Source organism: Kitasatospora sp. NPDC036755 (assembly GCF_040636595.1).
Classification (GTDB): Bacteria; Actinomycetota; Actinomycetes; order Streptomycetales; family Streptomycetaceae; genus Kitasatospora.
This window is the reverse complement of the sequence record NZ_JBEZUT010000101.1, coordinates 1-26,296: the sequence shown is the minus strand read 5'-3', so window position 1 is coordinate 26,296 and position 26,296 is coordinate 1. Positions and strand designations below refer to the sequence as shown.

Below are 26,296 nucleotides of genomic sequence, written 5' to 3'. Positions count from 1 at the left end.
CCGGCCGCGCACGCCGGGCTCGGGCGGGAGTACCACCCCGGCCGCCCGGCCACCCCCGCCGAGGCGGTGCCGTGGGGGCTGCGGGTGGCCGCCGAGTCGACCTGGCGGCTGCTGCTGCTCGGTGCCGCGCTCTACGTCGTCTTCTACGTGGTCGACATGCTGCGGCTGGTCGCCTTCTCGGTGCTGGCCTCGCTGCTGATCACCGCGCTGCTGGAGCCCTCGGTCTCCTGGCTGCGCCGCCGCGGGGTGCCGCGTTCGCTGGCCGCCGGCGGGGTGTTCACCAGCGGCCTGGCCGGAATCGGGCTGGTCGGCTGGTTCGTGGTCTGGCAGGTGTCGACCAACCTCTCGGACGTCACCACCCAGGTGAAGACCGGCGTCAACCAGCTCCGGGACTGGATGGTCACCGGGCCGCTGCACCTGACCCAGCAGCAGATCACCGACTTCGCCAACCAGATCACCAAGGCCATCACGACCAACACCGATCAGCTCACCTCGGCCTCGATCACCGGCGCGCAGATCGCCGTCGAGGTGCTGACCGCGCTGCTGATGACCTTCTTCACCACCTTCTTCTTCCTCTACGACGGCGCGAAGATCTGGAACTGGGCACTGCGCGGCCTGCCCCGGCACTCCCGCTTCGCGATGGCGGGGGCCGGCCCGAAGGCCTGGGCGACGCTCACCGCGTACGTGCGGGGCACCGTCTGCGTGGCCTTCATCGACGCGCTCTGCATCGGCATCGGTGTCGACCTGCTGGGCGTGCCGCTGGCCCTGCCGCTGGCCGTGATCATCTTCCTGGGTGCCTTCGTCCCGCTGGTCGGAGCCCTGGTCACCGGGACCGTCGCGGTGCTGATCGCGCTGGTCACCCAGGGGCCGTGGACGGCGCTGATGGTGCTGGTGGTGCTGGTGGTGGTGATGCAGGTGGAGAGCCACATCCTGCAGCCGCTGATCCTCGGCCGGGCCGTCCGGGTCCACCCGCTCGGCGTGGTGCTCGGGGTCGCGGCCGGCGGCATCATCGGCGGCATCGGTGGCGCGGTGGTCGCCGTCCCGCTGATCGCCGTCACCAACACCGTGGTCACCCACCTGCGCCGCCGCAACGAGGCCGGCCAGGCCGTCTTCACCGCGCTCGAAGCCGCCCGGGAGGCCGCCGAACGGACGGCCGAACGCACCGTCGAGGGGACGGCCGACCGCCCCGCCGCCCCGCAGGCCGCACCCGTCGCCGACTGATCCCCCCTGGCCGGCCACCCCGCCACCGGCCGCCCCACCGGTCGGGGTGCCGCTCGGAGGGAGAACGACGACGGGCCCCGCACGGACACGAAGTCCGTACGGGGCCCGTCGGGGCACCGGGGTGCGTCAGGCGTCGGCGAGGGCGGCCTCGGAGTCGAGGACGCCGGCCACGGCCTGGAGGACGGCGGCGATCTTCATCGAGGCCTGGACGACCTCGCGCTCGACGCCGGCCTTGCGCAGCACGGCCTCGTGCGAGTCGAGGCACTGGCCGCAGCCGTTGATGGCCGAGACCGCGAAGCACCAGAGCTCGAAGTCGACCTTCTCGACGCCCGGGGTGCCGATGATGTTCATCCGCAGACCGGCCCGCATCGTGCTGTACTCCTTGTCGGAGAGCAGGTGCAGCGTCCGGTAGTAGACGTTGTTCATCCCCATGATCGCGGCCGCGCCCTTGGCGGCGGTGTACGCCTCCGGGGAGAGGTTGGCCTTGGCCTCGGGCTCCAGCTCGCGCAGCAGACCGGGGCTGCGGGTGGCCATCGCGCAGGACAGCACGGTGCCCCAGAGCTGCTGGGCGGGGAGGTCGGAGTTGCCGATGACCGAGCCCAGGTTGAGCTTGAGGTCCTTGGCGTAGTCCGGGAGGGCGGCCTTCAGGTCGTCGAGAGCCATGGGTCAGCCCGCCAGCAGGGCCTGGGCGTCGAGGGTGTCCTCGCCCTTGCTCCAGTTGCACGGGCACAGCTCGTCGGTCTGCAGGGCGTCCAGCACCCGCAGGACCTCCTTGGGGTTACGGCCGACGGAGCCGGCGGTGACCATGACGAACTGGATCTCGTTGTTCGGGTCGACGATGAAGACGGCGCGCTGGGCGGTGCCGTCCGCGTTCTCGACGCCGCAGTCGCGCATCAGGTCGTGCTTGATGTCGGCCAGCATCGGGAAGGGCAGGTCGCGCAGGTCCTTGTGGTCCTTGCGCCAGGCGTGGTGCACGAACTCGGAGTCGCCGGAGACGCCGAGGATCTGGGCGTCGCGGTCGGCGAACTCGTCGTTCAGCTTGCCGAACGCGGCGATCTCGGTCGGGCAGACGAAGGTGAAGTCCATCGGCCAGAAGAAGACGACCTTCCACTTGCCCTCGTAGGACTTGTGGTTGATGTCGGCGAAGGCGCTCGCGGCGTCCAGGTCGACACAGGCCTTGAGGTCGAACTCGGGGAACTTGTCACCGATCGTGAGCACGTTCGCTTCTCCTGAAGTGAGATGAGGGGAGCTTTGTCCGGAATCCGGACACCACTCACGATTCCACATCGTGGACTGATCAGGGAAATAGCTACACTGGATGTGTCTGATCGGAGATTGTTATCAGTACCGAATCCCCCACGTCGCGGCCGGGTCCCCGTCGGAACGGCGGCACCAGGACCGAGCCGACTGTGGCGAGCGCCACAGCGCGCGGCCCGCGCACCCCGACCGTCGCCCAGCTGCGGGCCTTCGTCGCGGTGGCCGAGCACCGGCACTTCCGGGAGGCCGCCGCCGCCACCGGGACCAGCCAGCCCGCGCTGTCCGGGGCGGTCGCGGCGCTGGAGGAGTCGCTCGGGGCGCAACTGGTCGAGCGTACGACGCGCAAGGTGATCGTCACCCCACTGGGGGAGCGGGTGCACCGGCACGCCCGCACGGTGCTCGCCTCGCTGCAGGCCCTCACCGAGGAGGTGGAGGCCGCCCGCCGCCCGTTCACCGGGCCGCTGCACCTCGGTGTCATCCCGACCGTCGCGCCCTACCTGCTGCCCACCGTGCTGCGGCTGGTCCGCGACCGCTTCCCGGACCTGGAGCTGCACGTCCACGAGGAGCGCACCCCCTCGCTGCTGGAGGGCCTGGCCGCCGGGCGGCTGGACGTCCTGCTGCTCGCGCTGCCGGCCGGCGGGGCCTCGCCGACCAGGGACATCCCGCTGTTCGACGAGGACTTCGTCCTGCTCACCCCGCCCGGCCACCCGCTCGCCGGGCGGATCGACGTGCCGCGCGACGTGCTGCTCGACCTGGACGTGCTGCTGCTGGAGGAGGGGCACTGCCTGCGCGACCAGGCGCTGGACATCTGCCGCGAGGTCGGCGCCGACCCGACGGGCTCGACCACCCGCGCGGCCGGCCTGTCCACCCTGGTCCAGCTGGTCGCCGGAGGGCTCGGAGTGACCCTGCTGCCCGCCACCGCGCTGGACGTCGAGGCCGGCCGCACCGACCGGCTGGCCGCCGTCCGCTTCGCCGCCCCGGCCCCCGGCCGACGGATCGGGCTGGCCGTCCGGCCGGGCTCGGCCCGCAGCGCCGAGTACGAGCGCTTCGCGGCCGCGCTGCGCGAGGTGCTGGCCGAGCTGCCGGTCCGGATCGTGTCCTAGAGGCCGGGATCCGGGATCCGGGGCCTGGGGCCGCCGGGCTCCTAGCTCTCCGCCGGGGTGCCCAGGCAGAGCCCGACCGTGGTGGCGACCAGCAGTTCCAGGGCCTCCAGGGTGTCCTGGTCGGGCCGGTCGCCGCCCTGGCGCAGGGTGAGGTGGCGGGCCGTCAGGCCGTCGAAGCCGCTGAGGAAGTGGACGGCGATCCGGCGGGCGGGCAGCGCCAGGGTCAGGCCGTGGGCGGCCGCGAGGGCGCTGAGCATCTCGCCGGCGGTGCCCTCGATGTCGTGCTGGAGCCCGAGCATGATCTCCTGCATGTCCGGGTCCCGCATGGCCAGCGCCCCGAACTCGCTCAGCAGCACGCAGCGCCCGTGCTCGCCGGTGGCGGCCTCCCAGAGCGCGTGCACCAGGGTGCGGACCTGCTCGCCGAACGCGCCGTCGCCGGGGGAGGCGGCCCGCACCTCGCCGACGAAGTCGGACTTCAGCTGCTCCACGACGGCCCGGTAGAGGTCCTTCTTGGTGCCGAAGGTGTAGTGCACCGTCGCCTGTGCCACGCCCAGCTCGGCCGCGATCGCACGGGTGCTGCCGGCCGCGATTCCCTCCCGGGTCATCAGGTCGATCGCGGCCTGGATCAGTTGCGGTCGGCGTTCGGAGGCGGGGACATGAGCCATCCAGTCAGGGTAGCGCCATGGGCGGGCAACTGCGTCGACCAATCTTGTCGATCAACTTTGTCACTCGACAAAGTTCGGTCTACGGTAGGACCCGACCTGCCCTGACCGACCCGAGGGACCGCCGATGGCCACGTACCTGTACCGATTGGGCCGATTCTGCTTCCGGCGACGACGGGCCGTCGTCGCCGCCTGGATCGCCCTGCTCATCGCCGTCGGCGGGGCCGCGGGCGCGTTCGCCGGCAAGACCACCGACGAGTTCAAGGTCCCGGGCACCGAGGCGCAGGCCACCCTGGACCGGATCAAGGACACCTTCCCGGAGCAGGGCCACGGTTCGGCGCAGGTCGTCTTCGCCGCCGGCGCGCCCGGCGGCATCACGGCGCCCGAGGCGGGCAAGGCGGTCGGCGAGGCCGTCGCCCGGATCGCCGGGGTGCCGGGCGTGGCCGCGGTGCCCGACCCGTACGCCACCGGCGCGCTCTCGCCGGACGGGAAGGTCGCGATCGCGCTGGTCTCCTTCGACCACAAGCTCGCCGACGTCACGGACCGGCAGCGCGAGGCCGTCAAGGCCGCCGCCGAGCCGGCCCGCGCGGCCGGGCTGGACGTGGCCTTCGGCGGCGACGCGTACAACACGATGGCCCAGATCGAGGGCGGCAGCGAGGCGATCGGCCTGGTGGTGGCCGGAGTGGTCCTGGTGGTCACCCTCGGCACGCTGGTCGCCGCCGGGCTGCCGCTGCTGACCGCGCTGGTCGGCGTCGCGGTGACGATGGCCGCCCTGCTGGCGCTCACGGGCTCCTTCGAGATCATCACCACCGCGCCGGTGCTCGCCCTGATGGTCGGCCTCGCGGTCGGCATCGACTACGCGCTGTTCATCCTGTTCCGGCACCGCCGGCACCTGGACGAGGGCCTGGAACCGGAGGAGGCCGCCGCCCGGGCCACCGCGACCGCCGGCAGCGCCGTCGTCTTCGCCGGCCTGACCGTGGTGGTCGCGCTCGCCGGACTCGCCGTCGCGGGCGTCCCCTTCCTGACCGTGATGGGCCTGGCCGCCTCCGGGGCCGTCGTGGTGGCCGTCCTGGTCGCGATCACGCTGCTGCCCGCCGTCCTGGGCTTCACCGGCCGGGCCATCGACCGGCTGCCGATCTGGAAGCGGGCCCTGACCGCCAACGGCCGCACCACCATGGGCGAGCGCTGGGGCCGCTTCGTGGTCCGCCGCCCGCTGCCCGTGCTGCTGGTCGGACTGGCCGGGCTGGGCGCCCTGGCGGTGCCCGCCGCGAGCCTGAACCTCGGCCTGCCGGGCGGCGGTTCACAGGCCGCCGGGACGGACGCGCGCAAGGCGTACGACCTGGTGAGCGAGAGCTTCGGGCCGGGCTTCAACGCCCCGCTGGTGGTCGTGGTGGACGCCCACGGCGCACCGCAGCCGGAGCAGGCGGTGCGGGGCGTGGCCGCGAAGCTCCAGACCCTCGACGGCGTCGGGACGCTGCTGCCGCCGGCCGTCGATCCGGCGAGCGGCACCGCGCTGGTGACCGTCATCCCGCGGACCGGCCCCGACCACGAGGACACCAAGGCGCTGGTCAACGAGATCCGCGGCCAGAAGGCGGAGCTCAGGTCGGCGACCGGGGCGGACATCGCCGTCACCGGCACCACGGCCGCCAACATCGACGTCTCCACCAAGCTCGGCCAGGCGCTGCCGCCGTTCCTCGCGGTGATCGTCGGGATCGCGGTGGTGCTGCTGGCCCTGGCGTTCCGCTCGGTGCTCGTCCCGCTCAAGGCGGTGGCCGGCTTCCTGCTCAGCGTCACCGCCTCGCTCGGCGCGGTCGTCGCGGTCTACCAGTGGGGCTGGCTGGACGGGCTGATCGACGTGCCGAAGGTCGGCCCGGTGGTGAGCTTCGTGCCGATCCTGCTGATCGGCGTGCTGTTCGGGCTGGCGATGGACTACGAGCTCTTCCTGGTCTCCGGGATGAAGGAGCAGTACGTCCACGGGGCGGCGCCGCGCGAGGCCGTGGTGGCCGGTGTGCGGAACGGGGCCCGGGTGGTCACCGCGGCCGCGCTGATCATGGTGGCGGTGTTCGGCTCGTTCGTCTTCGGCCACGACCCGATCGTCCAGCCGATCGGCTTCGCCCTCGCGGTGGGCGTGCTGGTGGACGCCTTCGTGGTGCGGATGGCGCTGGTGCCGGCCGCGATGGCGCTGTTCGGCAGGGCGGCCTGGTGGTTCCCGAAGCGGCTGGAGAAGGTCGTGCCGCGGGTGGACATGGAGGGCGAGCAGCTGATCGCCCGGCTCGCGGAGCAGACCGAGCAGACCGAGCAGACCGAGCGGACGGAGCAGACCGAGCAGACGGAGCAGGCGGCGCCGCAGCCCCCGCGGGAGCCGGCCCGGGGCTGACGGCCGTACGGCCGGTACCGCGCGCCCGGTGGGACCCGTTCCCGCCGGGCGCGTCCGCGTCCCCGCGTCCGTGTCCCCGCGTTCACGCCCGTACGTTCACGTCCGCGCGTTCACATCCCGGCGGGCAGCCGCTGCTCGAACCAGACCACCTTGCCGGTGCCCAGCCTGGTCGCGCCCCAGCGGTCCGCGCACCGGGCCACTATCTGCAGCCCGCGCCCCCGTTCGTCCTCCGGCCCGGTGCGGCGCGGGCGCGGCAGCAGCGGGCTGTCGTCGCCGACCTCGCAGCGCAGCCGGGTGGTGCGCACCAGGCTCAGGGTGACCGGCCGGGTCGCGTGCTGGACGGCGTTGGTCACCAGCTCGCTGACCATCAGCTCGGTCGCCTCGCTGAGATCGTCCAGCCCCCAGCGGCGCAGTGTGTGCGCGGCCAGCCGGCGGGCCCGGCCGGGGGTCTCGTTGCGCGGCTGGAGGTACCAGTGCGCGACGTCCCCGGCCGGGATGCCGTCGAAGCAGGCGCCGAGCAGCGCGATGTCGTCGCCGCGGTCGCCGGGCGGCAGGATGCGCAGCGCCTCCTGGCAGAGCTGTTCCGGGGACTGCCAGCGGGCGGCGGCGATCCGGGCGCGCAGCAGCTCCAGGCCGTCGCTGATCGGGCGGGTGCGGGTCTCCACCAGGCCGTCGGTGAACAGCAGCAGCGCGGAGCCGGGCGGCGCGGGCAGTTCGACGGAGTTGAAGTCGACCCCGCCGACGCCGATCGGCGCCCCGGAGTCCAGTTCGACCAGCTCCGCGGTGCCGTCCGGGCGGACCAGCACCGGTGGGACGTGCCCGGCGTTGGCCATCACCACCCGGTTGGCGATCGGGTCGTAGACCGCGTAGACGCAGGTGGCCAGGTGCTGTTCGCGCCCGAGCCGCTGGGCCTGCTCGTCCAGGTGGTAGAGCACCTCGTGGGGCGGCAGGTCGAGGGCGGCGAGGGTCTGGGCGCTGGTGCGCAGCTGGCCCATGATGGCGGCCGAGGTGAGGGAGTGGCCCATCACGTCGCCGACGATCAGGGCGACCCGGTTGCCGGGCAGCGGGACGGCGTCGTACCAGTCCCCGCCGACCTGCGCGCCGCGCTCACCGGGCAGGTAGCGCTGGGCGATCCGGACGCCGTGCGACTGCGGCAGGCGCAGCGGCAGCATGCTGCGCTGGAGCTCGTTGGCGATCTCCCACTCGCGGGCGTAGCGCAGCGCGGTGTCCACGGCCAGCCCGGCCTGGGTGGCGAGGTGCGCCGCGGTCGCGGTGTCCGCGGCGTCGAAGACCGGACGGCCGGTGCGTTCGGGAGGGCGGCGGATCAGTATCAGCAGCCCGAGCACGGCCTTGCGGCCGCGCAGCGGCAGGGCGAGGACGGAGGTGCCGGCGGCCAGCCGGGCCACCCCGCGGGTGCCGTACAGCTCGCGCAGCAGGGTCTCGGCGCGTTCGGCGGAGGGGGTGCCGAGGACGGCGGGGTCGGCGGGGCGGCGGCTCAGCAGGGCGTGGGCGAGCGCTCCGCCGCGGGTCACCGGGGTGGCCGGTCCGCCGTCGGCGGTCGAGCGGGCGCCGTAGCGGGAGCGGCGCCGGTCGTCCAGGCCGCTCGGGCGGCCGCGGCGGCCGATCCGGGTGCCGGTGCTGTGGTGTATCCGCAGCTCCTCGGGGAAGCCGGGTTCGCGTTCGACGTTGGGCAGCGGGTCGCGCAGGTGGACGACGGCGGCGTCGGCGAGCGTCGGGACCAGCACCCGGCCGATGTTGCGCAGCGTCGCGGCGAGGTCGAGGGCGCTGTTGATCCGCCGGGTCGCCGAGTCGAGGTAGGCCAGGCGGTCCGCCATCTCGGTGCGCTCGGGCCGCGCGCCCGTCCGTCGCGCCGGGCCGGCCGCGGGTGGTGCCGGGGCCGCGGGCGGCGCCGTCGGGGCCGGTGCGGCGGCCGGGACCTGGCGGCGCTGACCCGGGACGGCGGGCGGCTGCTCCGCCTCGGTCTTGAGCTGGTCGCGCACGGCTGCCTGTCCTGGATTCGGTGTGGTCGGTGAGCTGTTCTGTTGCGCCGGCCGCGGGTGCGGCAGGTCCTGTCCTGGTGCGGTCAGCCGACGCGTCGACAGCACAGGAACAGCTGTTCCTCCGGCGGCAGCGAGGTACTGGCCGGTGCGTACGGATGCCCCGAGCACTCCTCGACGGCGAAGCCCGCCGAGACCAGAACCCGCTCCAGATCCTCCCTCAGATACCCACTGATCCGCAGCTCTCTGCCAAGGAACGGAAGCGGAACGTGATCCAGGTCCGCCTCGACCATACCGAGCGCCAGCAGTCCGCCCGGACGCAGGAGTTCGCGCAGCTGCCCCAGGACGGTCGGGATCTCGTCCTGCGGCAGCAGGATCAGTGAGAAGAACGCGGTGATCGCGGCGAAGCCGCCCCGGCCGTCCGGCCCCAGCCCGGGGGCGTTCCAGACCCGGTCGGCACGCTCGGTGGCCAGATCGTACAGGTCGATCCGATGGAACACCGGCGCGAACACACCTGGGAAGGCGGTCCGCCGGGCCAGTGCGAGCATCCCGTCGGAGAGGTCCACGCCGGTCACCCGCAGGCCGGCCGCGGCCAGCTGGCGGACGGTCGGGTCGCCGGTGCCGCAGCCCACGTCCAGCACCCGCGCGCCGGGTTCGAGCTCGGCGAGCAGCCGCCGGCCGCAGGCCAGCTGTCCGTCCTTGGCCGGGAAGGCCTCGCCGTACCCGGTGCCGATGGTGTCGAAGGCGACCGCCTGCAGTGCCCGGGCCGCCCGTCGCCGCCGGACCTCGGGTTCGTCGTCGCCGGCGTCCTCGCCGACGGGGAACGGGTCGGATATCTGTCCGGTCGTCACGTTGCGAGGCACCCTTCCACCCGTGGCCTCCGGTGGCTCCTCCGCGGCCTGGCGGGCCGCTGCCGGTGGCGGTACATCACGCTCTCCGCACCACACGGACGGACTGCACCCCGATGCGGTCCCGGCAGACACTCGTGTGCGTACTGGCATCTGAGAATATGCGTGATCACTGTGTCGTGGGGTCCGTTTCCGGCCAACTCGCCGTGCTTGGGCCGTTGTGGCCCGGGTTGCGGAAGCACGAGGGTGCGGGCGGGGTTGTGCGCGAGGCCCCGCGCGCCGGAGGATGCGCCAGCACCAGGTCGATGACCTGCGGTTTCTCCGATCCGCAGGCTGACTATCGGACGTTTATCGAACGTCAATCGGTCCGGTGCAGAGTGGAGTCCAGCGCCGGGGAAGCGTTGAGGGCGCTCCCGCAGCCGGGGGGCTGCGGGAGCGTCAGCGCGCGGAACGGGGGGAGGCCACCCGTGGGGGAGCGGAGGCCTTACGGCGCGGGGGGAGGGAAGGGCTCGGTGTGCTGCTGGGAGATGAGGTCCGCCACGGGGGAGGCCTCTGGCACACCGAGCCGCGTGAAGATCGCATGGGCCTCCTGGAGGCAGGCGAGTCCACGAGCCGGCTGGGCGAGTGCCAACAGGGCCTCGCCGAGCGCGGCGTTCGCCAGGCCCTGGCAGTAGGCGGAGTCCAGCTCCTGCCCGATCGCCAGCGACTCGCCGGAGGCCGAAGCCGCCTCGGCGTGCTGGTCGGCGACCAGCAGGGCGGAGGCCAGCCGGGCCAGGGTGTAGCCCTCCCAGAGCGGGTTCTGCTGCGACTGGTAGAGACGGTGCGCCTCCCGCAGGTGCGGGACGGCCTCGCTGCCGGAGAGCACCACGCCCAGCTGGTAGAGGGTCTGGGCGAGCAGCGGGCCGTTCTTGGACTCGCGCGCGGCGGCGACGCCCTCGCCGGCCGAGCGGATCGCCGTCTCGGTCATGCCCAGCCGGTGCTGCACCCGGGCGATGTTGCCGACGACCCGGGCCTCAAGGATGGGCGCGGCCACGGCCCGGCTGGTGGCACGGGCCTGCTCCAGGAACAGCAGGGCCTCGGCCGGCCGGTTGCCGAGGTTCAGGATCACGCCCAGCATATTGGCCGTCGCCAGGAGCAGGAAGGTCGGCTCGTCCGGAGCTTGGTGTTCCAGGCTCCGGCGGAAGGACTGCTCGGACCCCTGGAAGTCACTGGTGACGGACTGAAGGGTGCCGAGGGCGAGGTGGACCCGGGCGAGCGCCGCGCGGTCGCCGCAGCGCTCCGCCTCGCGGCCGATGGTCTCCAGGATCTGTCGGCCCTGGGGGCCGCGGGTGGGGTCCGGGCCGAGCCCGTACAGGAGGAGCAGCAGGTCGATCGCCGCGTGCTGCGAGGACTGCGGACCCGCTGCGGCCGCGGCCGCAGCGTGGAGCAACAGGGCGCCCTCGGACCGGAGCCAGTTCTGGGCGGCGCCGCTGGTCGGCAGGCCGATCCCCGCCGAGGACGGCACGGTGAGCAGCTCGGGCAGCGGGTCATCGGGCTCGATGACCTGGGCCGCGTTGCGGACGGTCGGAATCAGCAGGTCGAGCAGTCGCAGGACGGCCCGCTCCTGCTCCCCGGTGTCTCCGATCCGCTCGTTCTGCCGCTGGGCGTAGAGCCGGAGCAGGTCGTGGTAGCGGTAACGGCCGGGGGTGAAGCACTCCAGCATGTTCGCCTCGACCAGCGCCTCGGCGAGGTCCTCGGCGGTGTACTCGTCCACCCCGAGCAGGGCCGCGGCCGCCGCCAGCGGGATGTCGGGGGAGTCGATCAGTGCGAGGAGCCGAAAGGCGCGGGCCTCGTCCACGGACAGCTGTCCGTAGCCGAGGCCGATGGTGGTCTCCACGGCGAGGTTGCCGAGCTGGAGTTCGTCCAGCCGCCGACGCTGGTCGGCTAACCGACGGGCCAGGTCGGAGACGCTCCAGCGCGGGCGGCTGGCCAACCGGGCGGCGGCGATGCGGACGGCCAGCGGCAGGAAGCCGCAGGCGGTGACGACCTTCATGGCGGCTTCCGGCTCGGAGGCCACCCGCTGCTCGCCGACGATGGCCGAGAACAGTGCCAGCGCCTCGTCCGGGGTCAGTTCCTCGACGTCGAACAGCTGGGCGCCGGGAATCCCGGCGAGCCTGGAGCGGCTGGTGGCGAGCACCGCGCAGCCGGAGACACCGGGGATGAGGGGGCGAATCTGTTCGGCGTCGCGCGCGTTGTCGAGCAGGATCAACATCCGTCGGCTGGCGAGCAGCGAGCGGTAGAGGGCCGCTCGCTGTTCCAGTGAGTCGGGGCTCTCGGTGACACCGAGCGCGTGCAGGAAGTCACCCAGAATGCCCACGGGGTCGGCGGGTGAGGCGCCGGCTCCGCGCAGGTCGACGTACAGCTGTCCGTCCGGGAACTCCGCACGGACGCGGTGGGCGACGTGCACGGCGAGGGTGGTCTTGCCGACCCCGCCGATCCCGGCCAGCGAGGTCACGACCACGGCCTGACCGGTGGCGTTCATCAAGGTCGCCGAGAGGTCGCCGACCAGTTCGGTGCGGCCGCTGAAGTCCGACACGTCCGCCGGGAGCTGGGCCGGCGGGGTGAGCGGACCCTCCTCGCGGGCCGTGGGAGCGGACACGGCGGGAGGGACGAGCTCGGGATCGGCGGCGAGGATGCGGGTGTGCATCGCGGACAGGCCCGCGCCCGGTTCGACGCCGAGCTCCTCGATCAGCAGCTTGCGGGTGTCGGTGTAGACGCCGAGGGCCTCGGCCTGCCGGCCGCAGCGGTACAGCGCCAGCATCAGCAGCTCGCGCAGCCGTTCGCGCAGTGGGTGCTCGGCCGTCAGGTTGTTGAGCTCGCCGACGATCTCGGCGTGCAGGCCGATGTCGAGGGCCGCGGCGCACAGCTCCTCCGCGGCGGCCACCTGGCGTTCGGCGAGCCGCAACCGCTGCGCGTCGGCGTAGGGGCCGGGGACACCGGTGAGCGGGCGGCCGCTGAAGAGGTCCAGCGCCTGCGCCAGCAGGCGGTGCGCCTTGTGCTTGTCGCCCGAGGCGCGTGCGGCGGTGGCCTCGGCGGAGAGCCGTTCGAAGACCGTCAGGTCGAGGGCTCCGGCGGGGATGCGCAGCGCGTAGCCGTCGGCGACCGAGACCAGCAGCTCGGCGGGGCGGCGCACTTCCCGGCGGGGCTCGATGACGGAGCGCAGGCGGGAGACGTACGTGCGCAACGCCGCCACCGCCTGGGCCGGGGGCCGTTCGCCCCAGAGCGCGTCGACCAGGTCCTGGGCGGTGACGGGGCGTCCCGAGTGAAGCAGGAGGGTGGTCAGAACGGCTTGTTGCTGGGGGGAACCGAGGGAGAGGGGTTTCCCGTCGAGCCATGCCTGGACCGGACCGAGGACTTGGAAGCGCAGCGCAGGGTTCTGCGGCGTCTCCAGAAACTCCATGAAGTCCCCCGATGGCCTGTGGTGTCGATTCCGTGAATGGGCGCTCGGCGGTCCGCCGCGGTGGTTCAGCTTAGGCGGACGCCCGACTCTGCCGGATGACCCTGCAAGCCGCACGATGTTTATCGGACATTTAATCAACCCTACGATACTGTCCGCGCGCCCGCGCCACAGAGGTCGGGCCGAAGACAATTGATGACCGAAAGGCGGCCGCCCAATGGCCAACGACCAGAGCGAGACCCCGGAGCCGTCGGCGCCCCAGGACGCGGCGCGGACCGGCACCACGGCCGCCGCTGTGGAGGCGGGCAAGGCTGTCGAGGGCGCGGTGACCGCGTCCTCGAACCCGGCCGAGTACACCGCGCCGACCGACGCGGAGAAGGGCGCGTTCGAGAACGGGCCGTTCGGCGACGAGGGGCAGTACATCGAGGAGCCCGCCCGTCCGGCCGGGGGCAAGCCTGGCAGCCCGTACGAGCCGGAGAGCCTCGTCGGCGGCCACCCGTAGGCCGTTCCGGTCGACGTGCCCCTGCGCCCCCGTCCGGGCGTGGGGGCGCTGTCGGTTATGTGCGCGCCAATTCGTGTGCGGGCGCATTGCGGTGGCCGAATCCCGCCCCTGGTGCACACATGGTGACCGGCGCTATCCGTAACGTGCCCGGCGTCAGGCGTCGGACGTTCCGGAATTACGGATTCACCAGGGGGATTGCCGGGTCCTGATTGTTGTGGTTTGCGTGGATTTTTCCGCAATTCCCGGCGCTGGTCTCAATCGCCTGAATCGTCGGCCCCGGGGGCGGGTGCGACGTGGTGCGGTTCGGCGGCCCATTCCCGGCCGCCGCCCTCGGGGCGCAGGTAGTGCTCGCCGCCGATGGTGTCCATGTAGATGCCGGTGCGTCCGGTCCTCCGGTCGAGGACGAGTTCACCCACGTGGGGCCGGTAGGCCGGGGCTTTGCGCTGTCGGGTGCTCACCGTGCTGCTCCTCGCTCTGGTCGGCGACTGGCCAGCATCTCTAGAGAAGCTAATATCTCTAGAGATGTCAACGGTCGTATCTCCTTACCGGCGACCGCGGGCGCGCCTACGATTTCTCCGAGGCAGAGGGAGCAGCGATGACCGGCGGCAATGGCGACAAGCAGCCCAAGTACCAGCGGATCGCCGAGGCGCTGAAGGCGGCCATCGACACCGGCCGGTACCGCGCGGGCGACCGGCTGCCCGGCGAGAACGACCTCATGGACGAGTACGGCGTGGCCCGGATGACCGCCCGCCAGGCGCTCGGCGTGCTGCGGAGCGAGGGCATCGCCGAGGCGCGCCGCGGCGCCGGGGTGTTCGTCCGGGACTTCCGGCCGCTGCGCCGGCGCGGCATCCAGCGGCTGGCGCAGGGTCAGTGGGGGTCCGGCCGGTCGATATGGTCGGCGGACATCGACAACCGCAGCCTGGTCGTCGACCAGGTGTCCGTCACCGAGCGGAGCGCGCCCGAGCACGTGGCCCGGGTGCTCGGGGTCGACCCGGACTCCCCGATGTGCGTGCGGCACCGCCGCTTCGTCCTGGACGGCAAGCCGGTGCTGCTCTCGACCTCCTACCTGCCGGCCGTGCTGGTCGCGGGCACCGCCATCACCCGTGAGGACACCGGCCCCGGCGGCACCTACGCCCGGCTCGCCGAGATCGGCGCCAAGCCCGTGCACTTCCGCGAGGAGGTCCGCTCCCGGATGCCCAGCGGGGAGGAGTCCGCCCGCCTGGAGCTGTCCGCGGGCACCCCGGTCATCCTGATCTGCCGCACCGCCTTCGCCGACGAGGGCCAGGTCGTCGAGCTCAACGAGATGATCCTGGACGCCGCCTCCTACGTCCTGGAGTACGACTTCGACGCCTGAGCCGCGCGCGGGGACACCACCGCCCCGGCCGCAGGGGCGACCGGGGCGGTGCGGGGCCGGTGGCGGCTACTCCTTGGAGCGGACGCGCAGGTTGGTGATCAGCGGGCCCTCGGTGGTCTCGCGGAAGAAGTCGTTGCCCTTGTCGTCGACGACGATGAAGGCCGGGAAGTCCTCGACCTCGATGCGCCAGACCGCCTCCATGCCGAGCTCGGCGTACTCCAGCACCTCGACCTTCTTGATGCAGTCCTGGGCGAGACGGGCGGCCGGGCCGCCGATCGAGCCGAGGTAGAAGCCGCCGTGCGCGGCGCAGGCGTCGGTGACCTGCTTGCTGCGGTTGCCCTTGGCGAGCATGACCATCGAGCCGCCGGCCGCCTGGAACTGGTCGACGTAGGAGTCCATCCGGCCGGCCGTGGTCGGGCCGAAGGAGCCGGAGGCGTAGCCCTCGGGGGTCTTGGCCGGGCCCGCGTAGTAGACCGGGTGGTCCTGGAGGTACTTGGGCATGCCCTCGCCGGCGTCCAGGCGCTCCTTGATCTTGGCGTGGGCGATGTCGCGGGCCACCACCAGGGTGCCGGTGAGCGAGAGCCGGGTCTTCACCGGGTACTTGGACAGCTCGGCGCGGATCGCGGACATCGGCTGGTCGAGGTCGACGCGCACCACGTCGTCGTCGAGGTGCTCGTCCGTGGTGTCCGGCAGGTACTTCGCCGGGTCGGTCTCCAGCTGCTCCAGGAACACGCCCTCGGCGGTGATCTTGCCGAGCGCCTGGCGGTCGGCGGAGCAGGAGACCGCCATCGCGACCGGCAGCGAGGCGCCGTGCCGCGGCAGGCGCACCACGCGCACGTCGTGGCAGAAGTACTTGCCGCCGAACTGGGCGCCGATGCCGATCTTCTGGGTCAGCTCGGTGACCTTGGCCTCCAGCTCCAGGTCGCGGAAGCCGTGGCCGGTCCTGGCGTCGCCCGAGGTCGGCAGGTTGTCCAGGTAGTGCGCCGAGGCGTACTTGGCGGTCTTCAGCGCGAACTCGGCGCTGGTGCCGCCGATCACGATGGCCAGGTGGTACGGCGGGCAGGCCGCGGTGCCCAGCGAGCGGATCTTCTGCTCCAGGAACGAGAGCATGCTGGCCTCGTTCAGGATGGCCTTGGTCTCCTGGTACAGGTACGACTTGTTGGCGGAGCCGCCGCCCTTGGCCATGAACAGGAACTTGTACGCGTCACCGTCGGTGGCGTACAGCTCGATCTGGGCCGGCAGGTTGTTGCCGGTGTTCTTCTCGTCCCACATGGTCACCGGGGCCATCTGGGAGTACCGCAGGTTGAGCTTGGTGTACGCGTCGAACACGCCGCGCGCGATGGCGGACTCGTCGCCGCCCTCGGTCAGCACGTTCTGGCCGCGCTTGCCCATGACGATCGCGGTGCCGGTGTCCTGGCACATCGGGAGGATGCCGCCGGCCGAGATGTTGACGTTCTTCAGCAGGTCGAGCGCGACGAAGCGGTCGTTGGGGCTGGCCTCCGGGTCGTCCAGGATGCGGCGCAGCTGGGCGAGGTGGGCCGGGCGCAGGTAGTGCGAGATGTCGTGCATCGCCTCGGCCGTGAGCAGCCGCAGCGCCTCGGGCTCGACCTGGAGGAAGGTACGACCGCCGGCCTCGAAGGTGGAGACACCCTCGGAGGTGAGCTTGCGGTAGGGGGTCGGGTCAGCGCCCAGGGGGAGCAGGTCGCTGTACTCGAAGTCTGGCGTGGGAGCCATGGGGGCGGTCCTTAGCTGTCCAGTTGGTCCGGCTGCGTCGGCGAAGCACCATCCAGGGTAGGACCAGGCGGAAGTCGGCATGCGGACAGGGCAGCCTTGCGTGACCGGGCTCACTCGCGCAGGAGTGCGACCCACTAGGCTGACCCCGTGGACAACTCGCCGTCGCACGACGACTCGGGGCAGCCGCCGGTGCCGGCGCCCGTACCGCTGACCAAGCCCGAACCCCAACCCGAACTCAGGCCCGACACCAGGCCGGAGGCCGCGCCGCGGCCGCACGCACCGGTCGCGGAGGCGGAGCTGCGCGTCTCCGACGCCGACCGCGAGAAGGTCGCGGAGCTGCTGCGGGACGCCTACGCCGAGGGCCGCCTGGACGCGGACGAGCACGCGGACCGGATCGAGGCCGCCTACGCCGCGAAGACCTTCGGCGACCTCGTGCCGCTGACCCGCGACCTGCCGGCCCGCCCGCTGTCCTTCGAGAAGCAGCCGCTGGACGCCCCGCGGCCGGCGCGGCCGCAGCCGCCCGCGCGCCAGGAGTCGCCGACGGTGGTGGCGATCTTCGGCGGCGCGTCCCGCAAGGGCCGCTGGCGGGTCGGCTCGCACCTGAGCGCCTTCGCCGCGTTCGGCGGGGTGGAGATCGACCTGACCGACGCCGTGTTCGAGTCCCCCGAGGTGGAGATCACCGTCACGGCGATCTTCGGCGGGATCGAGGTGCGCGTGCCGGAGAACGTCACCCTGCAGGGCTCCGGTGTCGGCATCTTCGGCGGCTTCGACGTCCGGGAGCAGACCGCCGCGGACCCGTACGCTCCGGTTGTGCGGATCAAGGGCCTTGCCCTGTTCGGTGGTTGCGAGGCCAAGCCGCGCCGGGGCAAGAAGCTGAAGGAATGGGTGCGCCGCCAACTCGGCACCGACTGACCACCATTGACCTGCGCAGTGCCCGACCGGGAATCAACTCCCGGTCGGGCACTCGGCGTTGCGGCCAGTGCGCTGCGTAGTCGATTGCGTGCAGTGTGCATGAATCGGGGCCGGCCGGGGTAGTTCCTTCCGCACATCGCTTCTTGGACGGCTGCGCACCGGAGGCGGCCGAGCGGCCGTGCCGGGGGTTGGACAGCGGGGGCTCGCAGCCGACGGGGAGCGAGGGGTCCCCCGTGTCCGAGAGCCTCGTCAGGAGTACGGCCGTGCTGCATCCGATCGAGTCCCGCACCACCTCGCCAGTCGCCGCGCAGGTCCTGGAACGCCGCCCCGGCGCCCGGCCGCAGCCGCAGCCCCCGGGCGGCCCGGCGGGGTCCCCCGCGGGCGAGGACAACCCCTGGCACACCGGTGCCGCGTGTCGGCGGGACGAGGTGGGGCTGTTCTTCGCGCCCTCCAAGGAGCCGACGGCGGCCCGGCTGTCGCGCGAGGAGCAGGCCAAGCAGGTGTGCGCCCGCTGCCCGGTGCTGCTGGAGTGCCGCGAGCACGCGCTGGCCCAGCCGGAGCCGTACGGGGTCTGGGGCGGGCTGACGGCCGCCGAGCGGCGGGTGGTGCTGACCCGGCGTCGCCGCCGGGAGGCGGAGCTGCGCGAGGCGGCCCGGGTGACGGCGGTCCCGCGGCGCCGGATGGCCGGGTGACGGCGGGCCCGAGAACGGGCGGACGGTACGCCGAGGCCCCGGCGGAGGGGGATTCCGCCGGGGCCGTCGAGCGTGCCCGGGTGGGGCTCAGTTGGCGCGGTCGAAGTCGATCGCGCTGTACGCCCGCAGCTTCGAGAGCTTGTGGGTGGAGTTGATCTCGCGGATGGTGCCGCTCTTGGAGCGCATCACCAGCGAGCTGGTGGTGGCGGTCTCGGAGCGGTAGTGCACGCCGCGCAGCAGCTCGCCGTCGGTGATGCCGGTGGCGACGAAGAACACGTTCTCGCCGCTGACCAGGTCGTCGGTGGTGAGCACCCGGTCCAGGTCGTGGCCGGCGTCCAGGGCCTTCTGCCGCTCGGCGTCGTCCTTGGGCCACAGCCGGCCCTGGATCACGCCGCCCATGCACTTCATCGCGCAGGCCGCGATGATGCCCTCCGGGGTGCCGCCGATGCCCATCAGCAGGTCGACGCCGGTGCCCTCGCGGGCGGCCATGATGGCGCCGGCCACGTCGCCGTCCGAGATGAACTTGATCCGGGCGCCCGCCTCGCGGATCTCCCGGACCAGGCCGTCGTGGCGGGGGCGGTCGAGCACGACGACGGTGACGTCCTCGACGGCGCTGCCCTTGGCCTTGGCGACCCGGCGGATGTTGACCGCCGCCGGGGCGGTGATGTCGACGAACTCGGCCGCCTCGGGGCCGGCCACCAGCTTGTCCATGTAGAACACGGCGCTGGGGTCGAACATGGTGCCGCGGTCGGCGACGGCCAGCACGGCCACCGCGTTGTTCATGCCCTTGGCGGTCAGCGTGGTGCCGTCCACCGGGTCGACCGCGACGTCGCACTCGGCGCCGGTGCCGTCGCCGACCCGCTCGCCGTTGTAGAGCATCGGGGCTTCGTCCTTCTCGCCCTCGCCGATGACGACGACGCCGTTCATCGACACGGTCGAGACGAGGGTGCGCATCGCCTTCACGGCTGCGCCGTCCGCGCCGTTCTTGTCGCCACGTCCGACCCAACGGCCGGCGGCCATCGCGGCGGCCTCGGTGACCCGGACGAGCTCGAGCGCGAGGTTCCGGTCCGGAGCCTCGGGCGCGACCTCCAGGGCACTGGGAAGGTGGTGCGGGTACTGCGCGGTCATCGTCGTTACCTCTCTGTACGCGACGGCCAGTGAGCGCCCGACTACTGCCTGGTCGAACGCCGTGGTGAGGGTATTGCGATCGTATCTGCCCACGAGATGACTGTCTGTGGCGCGGGTCGCTGCTCTGTGCTGGAAACAGTCGGTTCGTCCCGGTTCACCCGTTCGTGAACACCCCTGGTGGCCGCCCCCGGATATGGATGAGTCACCATGTGGGGGTGGCAGCAGACAGCAAGGGCATGAGGGGTCGGCAGACCGTACGGGACATGGTCCTGTCGATGCTGGCGGTCGGTTTCGTCGTCGGGGTCGGGTACCTGTTCATTCCGCACGGCAGCGGCGGCGACCCGGTGCGCCAGGTCGGGTACAAGGTGGAGGCGGCCTCCGCCCGGCGCGCCGCGCCGTACCAGCTGCTCGCCCCGGAGGGGCTGCCGGACAAGTGGCGGGCCACCTCGGTCGGCTACCGGCCGGCCGACCAGAACAACGGCAAGGGCAACGCCTGGCACCTGGGCTTCGTGACCCCCTCCGGCCAGTACGCGGCGATCGAGCAGAGCGACGTGCCGCGCGACTCCCTGCTGGCCGACCACGTCAAGGGCGCCAAGGAGGACGGCACCTCCGAGGTGGCCGGCCGCACCTGGGACCGGCTGCAGGGCGAGAAGGACCGCGCGCTGGCCGTGCAGACCGGCCCCGGGACCACCCTGCTCACCGGCACCGCCTCCTACGAGGAGCTGGCCGAGCTGGCGCAGGCGCTCAAGTAGCCCCGTCGGGCTCCGCCGCCCCGGCCCGCGCCGGGGCCCGCGCACGCCGAAGGGCCCCGCACCGGACGAACCGGTGCGGGGCCCTTTCGCGCGGGGCGGATCAGACCGTGGTGACGACCTCGTCGTAGGCCAGGCGCGGGCCACGCGGGAACCAGGCGTCGTCGCCCGGCTTGCCGATGTTGACCACGGCCAGCACCGAGTGGTCGCCGTCGAAGAACTCCTTCTCGATGGCGGCACCGTCGAAGCCGGTCATCGGGCCGGCGGCGAGGCCGGCGGCGCGCACGCCGATGATGAAGTAGGCGGCCTGCAGGGCGCCGTTCAGCGTGGCGGAGCGCTCGCGGACGGTGCGCTCCGAGAAGAACGCGTCCTTGGCCTGCGGGAAGTGCGGGAACTGGGTCGGCAGCTCCTCGTGGAACTCGTTGTCCACGGCCAGGACGGCGACCAGCGGGGCGGTGGCGGTCTTGGCCTTGTTGCCGTCGGCCATGTGCTGGACGAGGCGCTCGCGACCCTCCGCGGAGCGGACCAGGACGACGCGCAGCGGCTGCTGGTTGAAGGCGGTCGGACCGAACTTGACCAGCTCGTAGATGGCCTGGATCTGCTCCTCGGAGACGGGCTCGTCGGTGAAGGTGTTCGCGGTGCGGGCCTCGCGGAACAGCAGGTCCTGGGCGGCGGCGTCGAGTGCCAGGGCGTCGGTGGTCATGCTTCGTACCTCTTGCGGAAGGGGGGGGCTCGTCGGTGTGATCGGCCGCGGCCGGTCACTTCCACCAACATAGGTGAATATTCAACGATTCCCCAAGCGGATGTGACCCGCCTCACTCGCCGCCCGGCGCCGCGCCCTCCTCGGCGGCCAGCGCCGCGTCCAGCCGGGCCCGGGCGCCGTCCAGCCAGCGCTGGCACACCTTCGCCAGCTGCTCGCCGCGCTCCCACAGGGCCAGGGACTCCTCCAGCGACGTCCCGCCGTTCTCCAGCTGCCGGACGACCTCCAGCAGCGCGTCCCGGGCGTGCTCGTAGCCCAGCGCGTCGTCCGGGTTGGGCGCCGCGGCCGCCGTGTCCTGCTGTTCCTGCTGCTCTGCCATGCGTGCCAGCGTAGGGGCTGCGGGCGACAGCGCGGCCTACTCCCCGCCGCCCGCGGTGGCGCCGGCGCCCGGGGCCCCGGTGGAGCCGGTGCCCGCGGTGGAGCCGGTGCCCGCGGTGACGTCGAAGCCGCCGCCCGCCACCCGGGCGTGCAGGGCCTCGCCGGACGCGACCTGCGCCGGGTCGGTCACCACCGTGCCGTCCGTCCGCTGGAGCACCGCGTAGCCGCGCTCCAGGGTGGCCGAGGGCGAGAGCGCCACCACCCGGGCCAGGGTGTGCCCGAGATCGCTCTGCGCGTGGTCGAGCCGGTGCCGCAGGGTGCGCCGGGCCCGCTCCAGCAGGCCGTCCACCTCCTGCCCGCGCCCGTCCAGCATCCGGTGCGGGGCGGCCAGCGAGGGGCGGCTGCGCACTCCGTCCAGCCCGTGCTGCTCGCGCTCCACCCGGGACAGCACGTGCCGGCGGGCGCGGTCGCGCAGCTGGCGGACCTTGGCCAGCTCCTCGCCGACGTCCGGGACCACCCGTTTGGCCGCATCGGTCGGGGTGGAGGCCCGCAGGTCGGCCACGAAGTCCAGCAGCGGCTGGTCCGGCTCGTGGCCGATCGCGCTCACCACCGGCGTCCGGGCGGCCGCGACCAGCCGCACCAGCCCCTCGTCCGAGAACGGCAGCAGGTCCTCCACGCTGCCGCCGCCGCGGGCCACGACGATCACGTCCACCTCGGGGTGCTCGTCCAGCTCCCGCACCGCCGCGCTCACCCGCTCCACCGCGCTGACCCCCTGCACCGGGACGTTGCGCACCTCGAAGCGGACGGCCGGCCAGCGCCGCCGGGCGTTCTCCAGGACGTCCCGCTCGGCCGCCGAGCCGCGCCCCGTGACCAGCCCGACGCACTGCGGCAGGAACGGCAGCGGCCTCTTGCGCTCGGCCGCGAACAGGCCCTCCCCGGCGAGCCGCCGCTTCAGCTGCTCCAGCCGGGCCAGCAGCTCGCCGAGGCCCACCGGGCGGATCTCCGAGGCGCGCAGCGACAGCTGGCCGCGCGCCGCGTACCACTCCGGCTTGGCGTGCACGACGACCCGCGCGCCCTCCTGCACCACGTCCGCGACCGCGTCGAAGACCGAGCGGAAGCAGGTCACCGTGAGCGACACGTCGGCCTGCGGGTCGCGCAGGGTCAGGAACACCACGCCCGCGCCGGGGCGCCGGCTGAGCTGGGTGATCTGCCCCTCCACCCAGACGGTGCCGAGCCGGTCGATCCAGCCGCCGATCAGCGCGGAGACCTTGCCGACCGGGAGCGGCGTTTCGGGGGAGCTGGTGTTGGCCATGCCCACGAGGCTAGCGGCGCCGGCGGACACGGCCGGGGCCGTGGGCGCCGTCCGGTCCGGTCACGGCTGCCGCCGCCCGCCCACCCGGCCGGGGCCGCCCCGGCCGGCCGCGCCCTGGACGGCGAGCACCACCAGGCCGACCGCCAGCCAGACCAGCCCGACGACCTGCGCGGTGGTCGAGGCCTCGTACACCACCGCCGCGATCACCGCGATGCCCAGCACCGGCACGACCACGTGCGGGATCCACCGCCGCGAGCCGTGCCGCACGGCGTACCAGCCGACCACCGAGGCGTGCAGCAGCGCGAAGGCGGTCAGCGCGCCCACGTTCACCACCGAGGTGAGCTGGTCCAGCCCGTCGTCCCGGGAGGCCGCCCACACCGCCGCCGCCATGGTGATCACCGCGGCCGCCAGCAGCGCCCGGCGCGGCACCGCGCTGGCCGGGTCGACCGAACCGAGCACGCGCGGCAGCCGGCCGTCCCGGCCCATCGCGAAGACCAGCCGTCCGGCCGCGGCCTGCCCGGCCAGGGCCGCGAACGCCGCGCCGATCGCCTTGCTGGCCGCCACCAGCACGTGCAGCCAGTGCCCGACCCCGCTCTCCACGGTGTCGTAGAAGGCCGAGCCCTGCGCCGCCGGGTCGGCGGCCAGCTGCTCGGGGCCGGTCGGCTCCAGCAGCGCCGCCAGGTAGGTCTGGGCGACGAACAGCACCCCGGCCAGCGCCAGGCACCAGAGCACCGCCCGGGCCACCGCCGCCGAGGCGCCGACCGCCTCCTCCACGAAGGTGGCGATCGCGTCGAAGCCCAGGTAGGAGAGGACCGCGACGGACACCGCCGAGATCACCGCGGACAGCGAGAAGCCCCCCACGGCGGTGAACGGGGTGTCCCAGCCCCGCCGGGCGCCGTCCTGGACCAGCGCCACCACGGCCGCGGCCATGAACACCACCAGCACCGCGATCTCCATCGCGAGCACCGCGAAGCCGACCGCCGCCGCTGTCCGCACCCCGACCAGGTTGAGCGCGGTGGTCACCACCACCGCGAGCGCCGTCCAGACCCAGCGCGAGACGTCCGGCACCAGGGAGTTCAGCGCGATCCCGGAGAACAGGTAGGCCACCGCGGGGATCAGCAGGTAGTCGAGCATCGCCATCCACCCGGCGACGAAGCCGGGGCCCTCGCCGAGCCCGGCGCGGGCGTAGGCGAACACCGAGCCGGTCTGCGGCACCGCGCGCACCATCTGGGCGTACGAGAAGGCGGTGAAGCCCATCGCCACCGTCGCGGCCAGGTACACGGTGGCGACGGCGCCGTGGCTCTTGGCGTCCAGTACGCCGAACACGCCGACCGGGGCCATCGGGGCGATGAACAGCAGTCCGTAGACCATCAGATCGCGGACGCCCAGGCTGCGGCGCAGGCCGCTCGGCGTCGCCTGCTCGCTCACAGAGCTCATAGACACCATATTTTGACCGCTGTTGACCGGGTCTGCACGGAAAGCGCCCGCCATCGGCGCGGCTTCCCGCCCGGGGCGGCACCACCGGCGGCCGCCCGTACGATGGAGCCATGTCCAAGACCGCGCAGCGCCGTGTCCTGCTCGCCGCCCCCCGGGGCTACTGCGCGGGAGTCGACCGCGCCGTGATCGCCGTGGAGAAGGCCCTGGAGCAGTACGGGGCGCCCATCTACGTCCGCAAGCAGATCGTCCACAACAAGTACGTGGTGCAGACCCTGGAGAAGAAGGGCGCGATCTTCGTCGACGAGACGGAGGAGGTGCCCGAGGGCTCGATCGTCGTCTTCTCCGCGCACGGCGTCGCTCCGTCCGTCCACGACGAGGCGCGGGCCGGCCGGCTGGCCACCATCGACGCGACCTGCCCGCTGGTCACCAAGGTCCACAAGGAGGCCGTGCGCTTCGCCGACGAGGGCTTCGACATCCTGCTGGTGGGCCACGAGGGCCACGAGGAGGTCATCGGCACCATGGGCGAGGCCCCGGACCGGATCCACCTGGTGGACGGTGCCGAGGACGTCGCCAACGTGCGGGTCCGGGACGAGTCCAAGGTCGTCTGGCTGTCCCAGACCACCCTGTCCGTGGACGAGACCATGTCCACCGTCGGCGAGCTGAAGAAGCGCTTCCCGGAGCTGGTCAGCCCGCCCAGCGACGACATCTGCTACGCCACCCAGAACCGCCAGGTCGCCGTGAAGCAGCTGGCCCCGGAGACCGACCTGCTGATCGTGGTCGGCTCCAAGAACTCCTCCAACTCCGTCCGCCTGGTCGAGGTCGGCCTGGAGTACGGCGCCAAGGCCGCCCACCTGGTGGACTTCGCCGAGGAGATCCGCGAGGAGTGGCTGGAGGGCGTCACCACGGTCGGCCTGACCAGCGGCGCCTCGGTGCCGGAGATCCTGGTCGACGGCGTGCTGGAGTTCCTGGCCGGGCGCGGTTACGACACGGTCGAGACGGTCAAGACCGCCGAGGAGCACCTGACCTTCTCGCTGCCCAAGGAACTGCGCCGCGACCTGCGCGCCGAGGCGGCGGGCAAGCTCTGATCCCTCCCGGAAGGCCCGGTGTCCCGCGCGGGGCGCCGGGCCTTCCGCTGTGCGGGCCCCGGCCCGCTCTCGTAACTTTGTGCACAGGCTGTGGACGACTCACCGGCCGCGGACCGGCCAGGTCGGCGGCCGACGGCGGAGGGTGGACGTGATGACGGCGGTATTCGGCGTGGACATCGGCGGCTCGGGGATCAAGGGCGCGCCCGTCGACCTCGCCCGGGGCGCGCTCGCCGAGGAGCGCCACAAGGTGCTCACCCCGCAGCCCTCCGCCCCCGAGGCCGTGGTCGCCGCCGTCTGCGAGGTGGTCCGCCACTTCGACCACCAGGGCCCGGTCGGGCTGACCTTCCCCGGCGTGGTGGTCGACGGCCGCACCAGGACGGCGGCCAACGTGGACAAGGGCTGGATCGGCCTGGACGCGGCGGGCCTCTTCAGCCAGGCGCTGGGGATGCCCGCGACCGTCCTGAACGACGCGGACGCGGCCGGGCTGGCCGAGCTGACCCACGGCGCCGGGCGGGGCGAGTCGGGCGTGGTCCTGGTGCTCACCTTCGGCACCGGCATCGGGAGCGCCCTGTTCGTGGACGGCGTGCTGGTGCCCAACACCGAACTGGGGCACCTGGAGCTGCGCGGCAAGGACGCCGAGCGCCGGGCCTCCTCGGCCGCCAAGGAACGGCACGGGCTGAACTGGGAGCAGTGGGCCGGGCGGGTCGACGAGTACCTGGACCTGGTGGAGAGGCTGTTCTCGCCCCGGCTGGTCGTGATCGGCGGCGGGGTGAGCCGCAAGCACGAGAAGTTCCTGCCGCTGCTGAAGGAGCGCGAGGCGCGGGTGGTACCGGCCGAGCTGCGCAACGACGCGGGCATCGTCGGGGCCGCCATGGCGGCGGCCCGGGCGGAGGGCTGAGGAGGCGCTGCCCGCGGCCTCGGCTGCGTCCCGGGGCTCCGGCCCTTGCCTCCGGCCCCGGCGGGGGCCTCAGCGGGAGCGGTGGATCCGGCGCTGGGCGACGAAGCGGGCGAGCACGATCAGCGCGGCCAGTCCGGTGCCGGAGAACAGCCAGCCGGCCCGCAGCGCCAGCCCGGTCGCCAGCGAGACCACCTGGGCGGTGACGCCCGGGGAGCTCACCGGTTCGAGCAGCAGCATCGCCAGGGCGAAGGCGATCGGCCCGCTGATCGGCGCGGCGAGCAGGTCGGCGTAGCGCACCCGGACGGCCAGCTGGAAGCAGACCGCCAGGTAGCCGAGGCCGAACAGCCAGCCCAGGCCGTCGAAGAGCAGCCGGTCCACGCCCGCCACCGCGAGCGTCGCCAGGACGGCGACCACCCCGGTGCCGACGGCCGTCAGCCGGGTCGGCCGACCGGTGCGCCGCCGCCCGTACGGCTGCTCGTCGTCGCGCCCGCGCCCGCGCAGCGGCAGGCGCAGG

The 26,296-nt window shown here is 73.1% G+C and carries 24 protein-coding genes; 10 read left to right on the top strand and 14 right to left on the bottom strand.

Features of this window, described 5'->3' with window-relative positions:
• On the top strand, positions 1 to 1,221 hold a 1,221-nt coding region (locus AB0E96_RS17395; RefSeq protein ID WP_359824177.1), incomplete at its 5' end, for an AI-2E family transporter.
• A gap of 126 nt (positions 1,222 to 1,347) precedes the next feature.
• On the opposite strand, the gene AB0E96_RS17390 is transcribed toward AB0E96_RS17395, so the two are convergent.
• The gene (locus AB0E96_RS17390) at positions 1,348 to 1,884 is read right to left on the bottom strand and encodes an alkyl hydroperoxide reductase (protein WP_359824174.1); all 537 of its coding nucleotides are present in this window, start codon (positions 1,882 to 1,884) and stop codon (positions 1,348 to 1,350) included.
• Positions 1,885 to 1,887: 3 nt separating this feature from the next.
• Complete coding sequence (locus AB0E96_RS17385; RefSeq protein ID WP_359824171.1) at positions 1,888 to 2,439, bottom strand: peroxiredoxin; 552 nt, start codon at positions 2,437 to 2,439, stop codon at positions 1,888 to 1,890.
• A gap of 191 nt (positions 2,440 to 2,630) precedes the next feature.
• On the opposite strand from AB0E96_RS17385, the gene AB0E96_RS17380 reads away from it, so the two are divergent.
• Positions 2,631 to 3,581 (top strand): LysR substrate-binding domain-containing protein, encoded by a 951-nt coding sequence (locus AB0E96_RS17380; protein ID WP_359824168.1) that lies wholly within the window; start codon positions 2,631 to 2,633, stop codon positions 3,579 to 3,581.
• A 41-nt stretch (positions 3,582 to 3,622) separates the two neighbouring features.
• On the opposite strand, the gene AB0E96_RS17375 is transcribed toward AB0E96_RS17380, so the two are convergent.
• Positions 3,623 to 4,246, bottom strand: coding sequence for a TetR/AcrR family transcriptional regulator (locus tag AB0E96_RS17375; RefSeq protein ID WP_359824166.1), 624 nt, complete (start codon positions 4,244 to 4,246; stop codon positions 3,623 to 3,625).
• 124 nt (positions 4,247 to 4,370) lie between these two features.
• Here AB0E96_RS17375 and AB0E96_RS17370 point away from each other — a divergent pair, with 124 nt between their 5' ends.
• Positions 4,371 to 6,620, top strand: coding sequence for an MMPL family transporter (locus AB0E96_RS17370; protein WP_359824163.1), 2,250 nt, complete (start codon positions 4,371 to 4,373; stop codon positions 6,618 to 6,620).
• 110 nt (positions 6,621 to 6,730) lie between these two features.
• Here the strand turns inward: AB0E96_RS17370 and AB0E96_RS17365 are convergent, their stop codons facing one another.
• From AB0E96_RS17365 to AB0E96_RS17355, 3 genes are all read right to left on the bottom strand, one after another.
• Positions 6,731 to 8,620, bottom strand: coding sequence for an ATP-binding SpoIIE family protein phosphatase (locus AB0E96_RS17365; RefSeq protein WP_359824160.1), 1,890 nt, complete (start codon positions 8,618 to 8,620; stop codon positions 6,731 to 6,733).
• An 83-nt stretch (positions 8,621 to 8,703) separates the two neighbouring features.
• Complete coding sequence (locus tag AB0E96_RS17360) at positions 8,704 to 9,375, bottom strand: class I SAM-dependent methyltransferase (RefSeq protein WP_359824180.1); 672 nt, start codon at positions 9,373 to 9,375, stop codon at positions 8,704 to 8,706.
• A 574-nt stretch (positions 9,376 to 9,949) separates the two neighbouring features.
• Positions 9,950 to 12,904: a BTAD domain-containing putative transcriptional regulator gene (locus tag AB0E96_RS17355; protein ID WP_359824157.1), complete on the bottom strand. Its 2,955-nt coding sequence runs from the start codon at positions 12,902 to 12,904 to the stop codon at positions 9,950 to 9,952.
• A gap of 214 nt (positions 12,905 to 13,118) precedes the next feature.
• Here AB0E96_RS17355 and AB0E96_RS17350 point away from each other — a divergent pair, with 214 nt between their 5' ends.
• A complete protein-coding gene (locus AB0E96_RS17350; protein WP_359824154.1) occupies positions 13,119 to 13,403 on the top strand; it encodes a hypothetical protein in 285 nt (94 codons plus the stop codon).
• 254 nt (positions 13,404 to 13,657) lie between these two features.
• Here AB0E96_RS17350 and AB0E96_RS17345 read toward each other — a convergent pair whose 3' ends face one another.
• On the bottom strand, positions 13,658 to 13,861 hold the full coding sequence (locus tag AB0E96_RS17345) for a hypothetical protein (RefSeq protein ID WP_359824151.1): 204 nt from the start codon (positions 13,859 to 13,861) through the stop codon (positions 13,658 to 13,660).
• A 137-nt stretch (positions 13,862 to 13,998) separates the two neighbouring features.
• Here AB0E96_RS17345 and AB0E96_RS17340 point away from each other — a divergent pair, with 137 nt between their 5' ends.
• Positions 13,999 to 14,757 carry a GntR family transcriptional regulator gene (locus tag AB0E96_RS17340; protein WP_359824149.1) on the top strand — a complete coding sequence of 253 codons (759 nt, stop codon included), beginning with the start codon at positions 13,999 to 14,001 and terminating at the stop codon, positions 14,755 to 14,757.
• Positions 14,758 to 14,823: 66 nt separating this feature from the next.
• Here the strand turns inward: AB0E96_RS17340 and AB0E96_RS17335 are convergent, their stop codons facing one another.
• Positions 14,824 to 16,491 (bottom strand): fumarate hydratase, encoded by a 1,668-nt coding sequence (locus AB0E96_RS17335; protein ID WP_359824146.1) that lies wholly within the window; start codon positions 16,489 to 16,491, stop codon positions 14,824 to 14,826.
• Between the two features lie 147 nt (positions 16,492 to 16,638).
• Between AB0E96_RS17335 and AB0E96_RS17330 the strand changes: the two genes are divergently transcribed.
• Entirely contained in the window at positions 16,639 to 17,403 is a 765-nt protein-coding gene (locus AB0E96_RS17330) for a DUF1707 domain-containing protein (RefSeq protein WP_359824143.1), read from the top strand.
• A 263-nt stretch (positions 17,404 to 17,666) separates the two neighbouring features.
• Complete coding sequence (locus AB0E96_RS17325; RefSeq protein WP_359824140.1) at positions 17,667 to 18,095, top strand: WhiB family transcriptional regulator; 429 nt, start codon at positions 17,667 to 17,669, stop codon at positions 18,093 to 18,095.
• 87 nt (positions 18,096 to 18,182) lie between these two features.
• Here the strand turns inward: AB0E96_RS17325 and glpX are convergent, their stop codons facing one another.
• Positions 18,183 to 19,223, bottom strand: coding sequence for a class II fructose-bisphosphatase (gene glpX / locus AB0E96_RS17320; protein ID WP_359824138.1), 1,041 nt, complete (start codon positions 19,221 to 19,223; stop codon positions 18,183 to 18,185).
• Positions 19,224 to 19,438: 215 nt separating this feature from the next.
• Between glpX and AB0E96_RS17315 the strand changes: the two genes are divergently transcribed.
• Complete coding sequence (locus AB0E96_RS17315; RefSeq protein ID WP_359824136.1) at positions 19,439 to 19,975, top strand: DUF4245 domain-containing protein; 537 nt, start codon at positions 19,439 to 19,441, stop codon at positions 19,973 to 19,975.
• Positions 19,976 to 20,075: 100 nt separating this feature from the next.
• Here the strand turns inward: AB0E96_RS17315 and AB0E96_RS17310 are convergent, their stop codons facing one another.
• The 4 genes from AB0E96_RS17310 to AB0E96_RS17295 form a co-directional block, all read right to left on the bottom strand.
• Entirely contained in the window at positions 20,076 to 20,675 is a 600-nt protein-coding gene (locus AB0E96_RS17310) for a malonic semialdehyde reductase (protein ID WP_359824133.1), read from the bottom strand.
• Positions 20,676 to 20,787: 112 nt separating this feature from the next.
• On the bottom strand, positions 20,788 to 21,051 hold the full coding sequence (locus AB0E96_RS17305) for an exodeoxyribonuclease VII small subunit (protein WP_359824131.1): 264 nt from the start codon (positions 21,049 to 21,051) through the stop codon (positions 20,788 to 20,790).
• A gap of 36 nt (positions 21,052 to 21,087) precedes the next feature.
• Complete coding sequence (xseA, locus tag AB0E96_RS17300; RefSeq protein ID WP_359824129.1) at positions 21,088 to 22,362, bottom strand: exodeoxyribonuclease VII large subunit; 1,275 nt, start codon at positions 22,360 to 22,362, stop codon at positions 21,088 to 21,090.
• A gap of 60 nt (positions 22,363 to 22,422) precedes the next feature.
• The gene (locus tag AB0E96_RS17295; RefSeq protein ID WP_359824127.1) at positions 22,423 to 23,799 is read right to left on the bottom strand and encodes an APC family permease; all 1,377 of its coding nucleotides are present in this window, start codon (positions 23,797 to 23,799) and stop codon (positions 22,423 to 22,425) included.
• A gap of 110 nt (positions 23,800 to 23,909) precedes the next feature.
• On the opposite strand from AB0E96_RS17295, the gene AB0E96_RS17290 reads away from it, so the two are divergent.
• Positions 23,910 to 24,884: a 4-hydroxy-3-methylbut-2-enyl diphosphate reductase gene (locus tag AB0E96_RS17290; protein ID WP_359824124.1), complete on the top strand. Its 975-nt coding sequence runs from the start codon at positions 23,910 to 23,912 to the stop codon at positions 24,882 to 24,884.
• 151 nt (positions 24,885 to 25,035) lie between these two features.
• On the top strand, positions 25,036 to 25,782 hold the full coding sequence (gene ppgK / locus AB0E96_RS17285; protein WP_359824123.1) for a polyphosphate--glucose phosphotransferase: 747 nt from the start codon (positions 25,036 to 25,038) through the stop codon (positions 25,780 to 25,782).
• Between the two features lie 69 nt (positions 25,783 to 25,851).
• Here the strand turns inward: ppgK and AB0E96_RS17280 are convergent.
• Positions 25,852 to 26,296 (bottom strand): DUF6542 domain-containing protein (locus AB0E96_RS17280; RefSeq protein WP_359824121.1); only part of this gene is annotated, 445 nt, incomplete at its 5' end.

Coding starts and splice junctions, on each gene's coding strand:
- AB0E96_RS17390 (WP_359824174.1), bottom strand. CDS start 1,884: ATGGCTCTCGACGACCTGAAGGCCGCCCTCCCGGACTACGCCAAGGAC.
- AB0E96_RS17375 (WP_359824166.1), bottom strand. CDS start 4,246: ATGGCTCATGTCCCCGCCTCCGAACGCCGACCGCAACTGATCCAGGCC.
- AB0E96_RS17370 (WP_359824163.1), top strand. CDS start 4,371: ATGGCCACGTACCTGTACCGATTGGGCCGATTCTGCTTCCGGCGACGA.
- AB0E96_RS17355 (WP_359824157.1), bottom strand. CDS start 12,904: ATGGAGTTTCTGGAGACGCCGCAGAACCCTGCGCTGCGCTTCCAAGTC.
- AB0E96_RS17350 (WP_359824154.1), top strand. CDS start 13,119: ATGGCCAACGACCAGAGCGAGACCCCGGAGCCGTCGGCGCCCCAGGAC.
- AB0E96_RS17340 (WP_359824149.1), top strand. CDS start 13,999: ATGACCGGCGGCAATGGCGACAAGCAGCCCAAGTACCAGCGGATCGCC.
- AB0E96_RS17335 (WP_359824146.1), bottom strand. CDS start 16,491: ATGGCTCCCACGCCAGACTTCGAGTACAGCGACCTGCTCCCCCTGGGC.
- glpX (WP_359824138.1), bottom strand. CDS start 19,223: ATGACCGCGCAGTACCCGCACCACCTTCCCAGTGCCCTGGAGGTCGCG.
- AB0E96_RS17310 (WP_359824133.1), bottom strand. CDS start 20,675: ATGACCACCGACGCCCTGGCACTCGACGCCGCCGCCCAGGACCTGCTG.
- AB0E96_RS17305 (WP_359824131.1), bottom strand. CDS start 21,051: ATGGCAGAGCAGCAGGAACAGCAGGACACGGCGGCCGCGGCGCCCAAC.
- xseA (WP_359824129.1), bottom strand. CDS start 22,362: ATGGCCAACACCAGCTCCCCCGAAACGCCGCTCCCGGTCGGCAAGGTC.
- AB0E96_RS17295 (WP_359824127.1), bottom strand. CDS start 23,799: ATGAGCTCTGTGAGCGAGCAGGCGACGCCGAGCGGCCTGCGCCGCAGC.
- AB0E96_RS17290 (WP_359824124.1), top strand. CDS start 23,910: ATGTCCAAGACCGCGCAGCGCCGTGTCCTGCTCGCCGCCCCCCGGGGC.
- ppgK (WP_359824123.1), top strand. CDS start 25,036: ATGACGGCGGTATTCGGCGTGGACATCGGCGGCTCGGGGATCAAGGGC.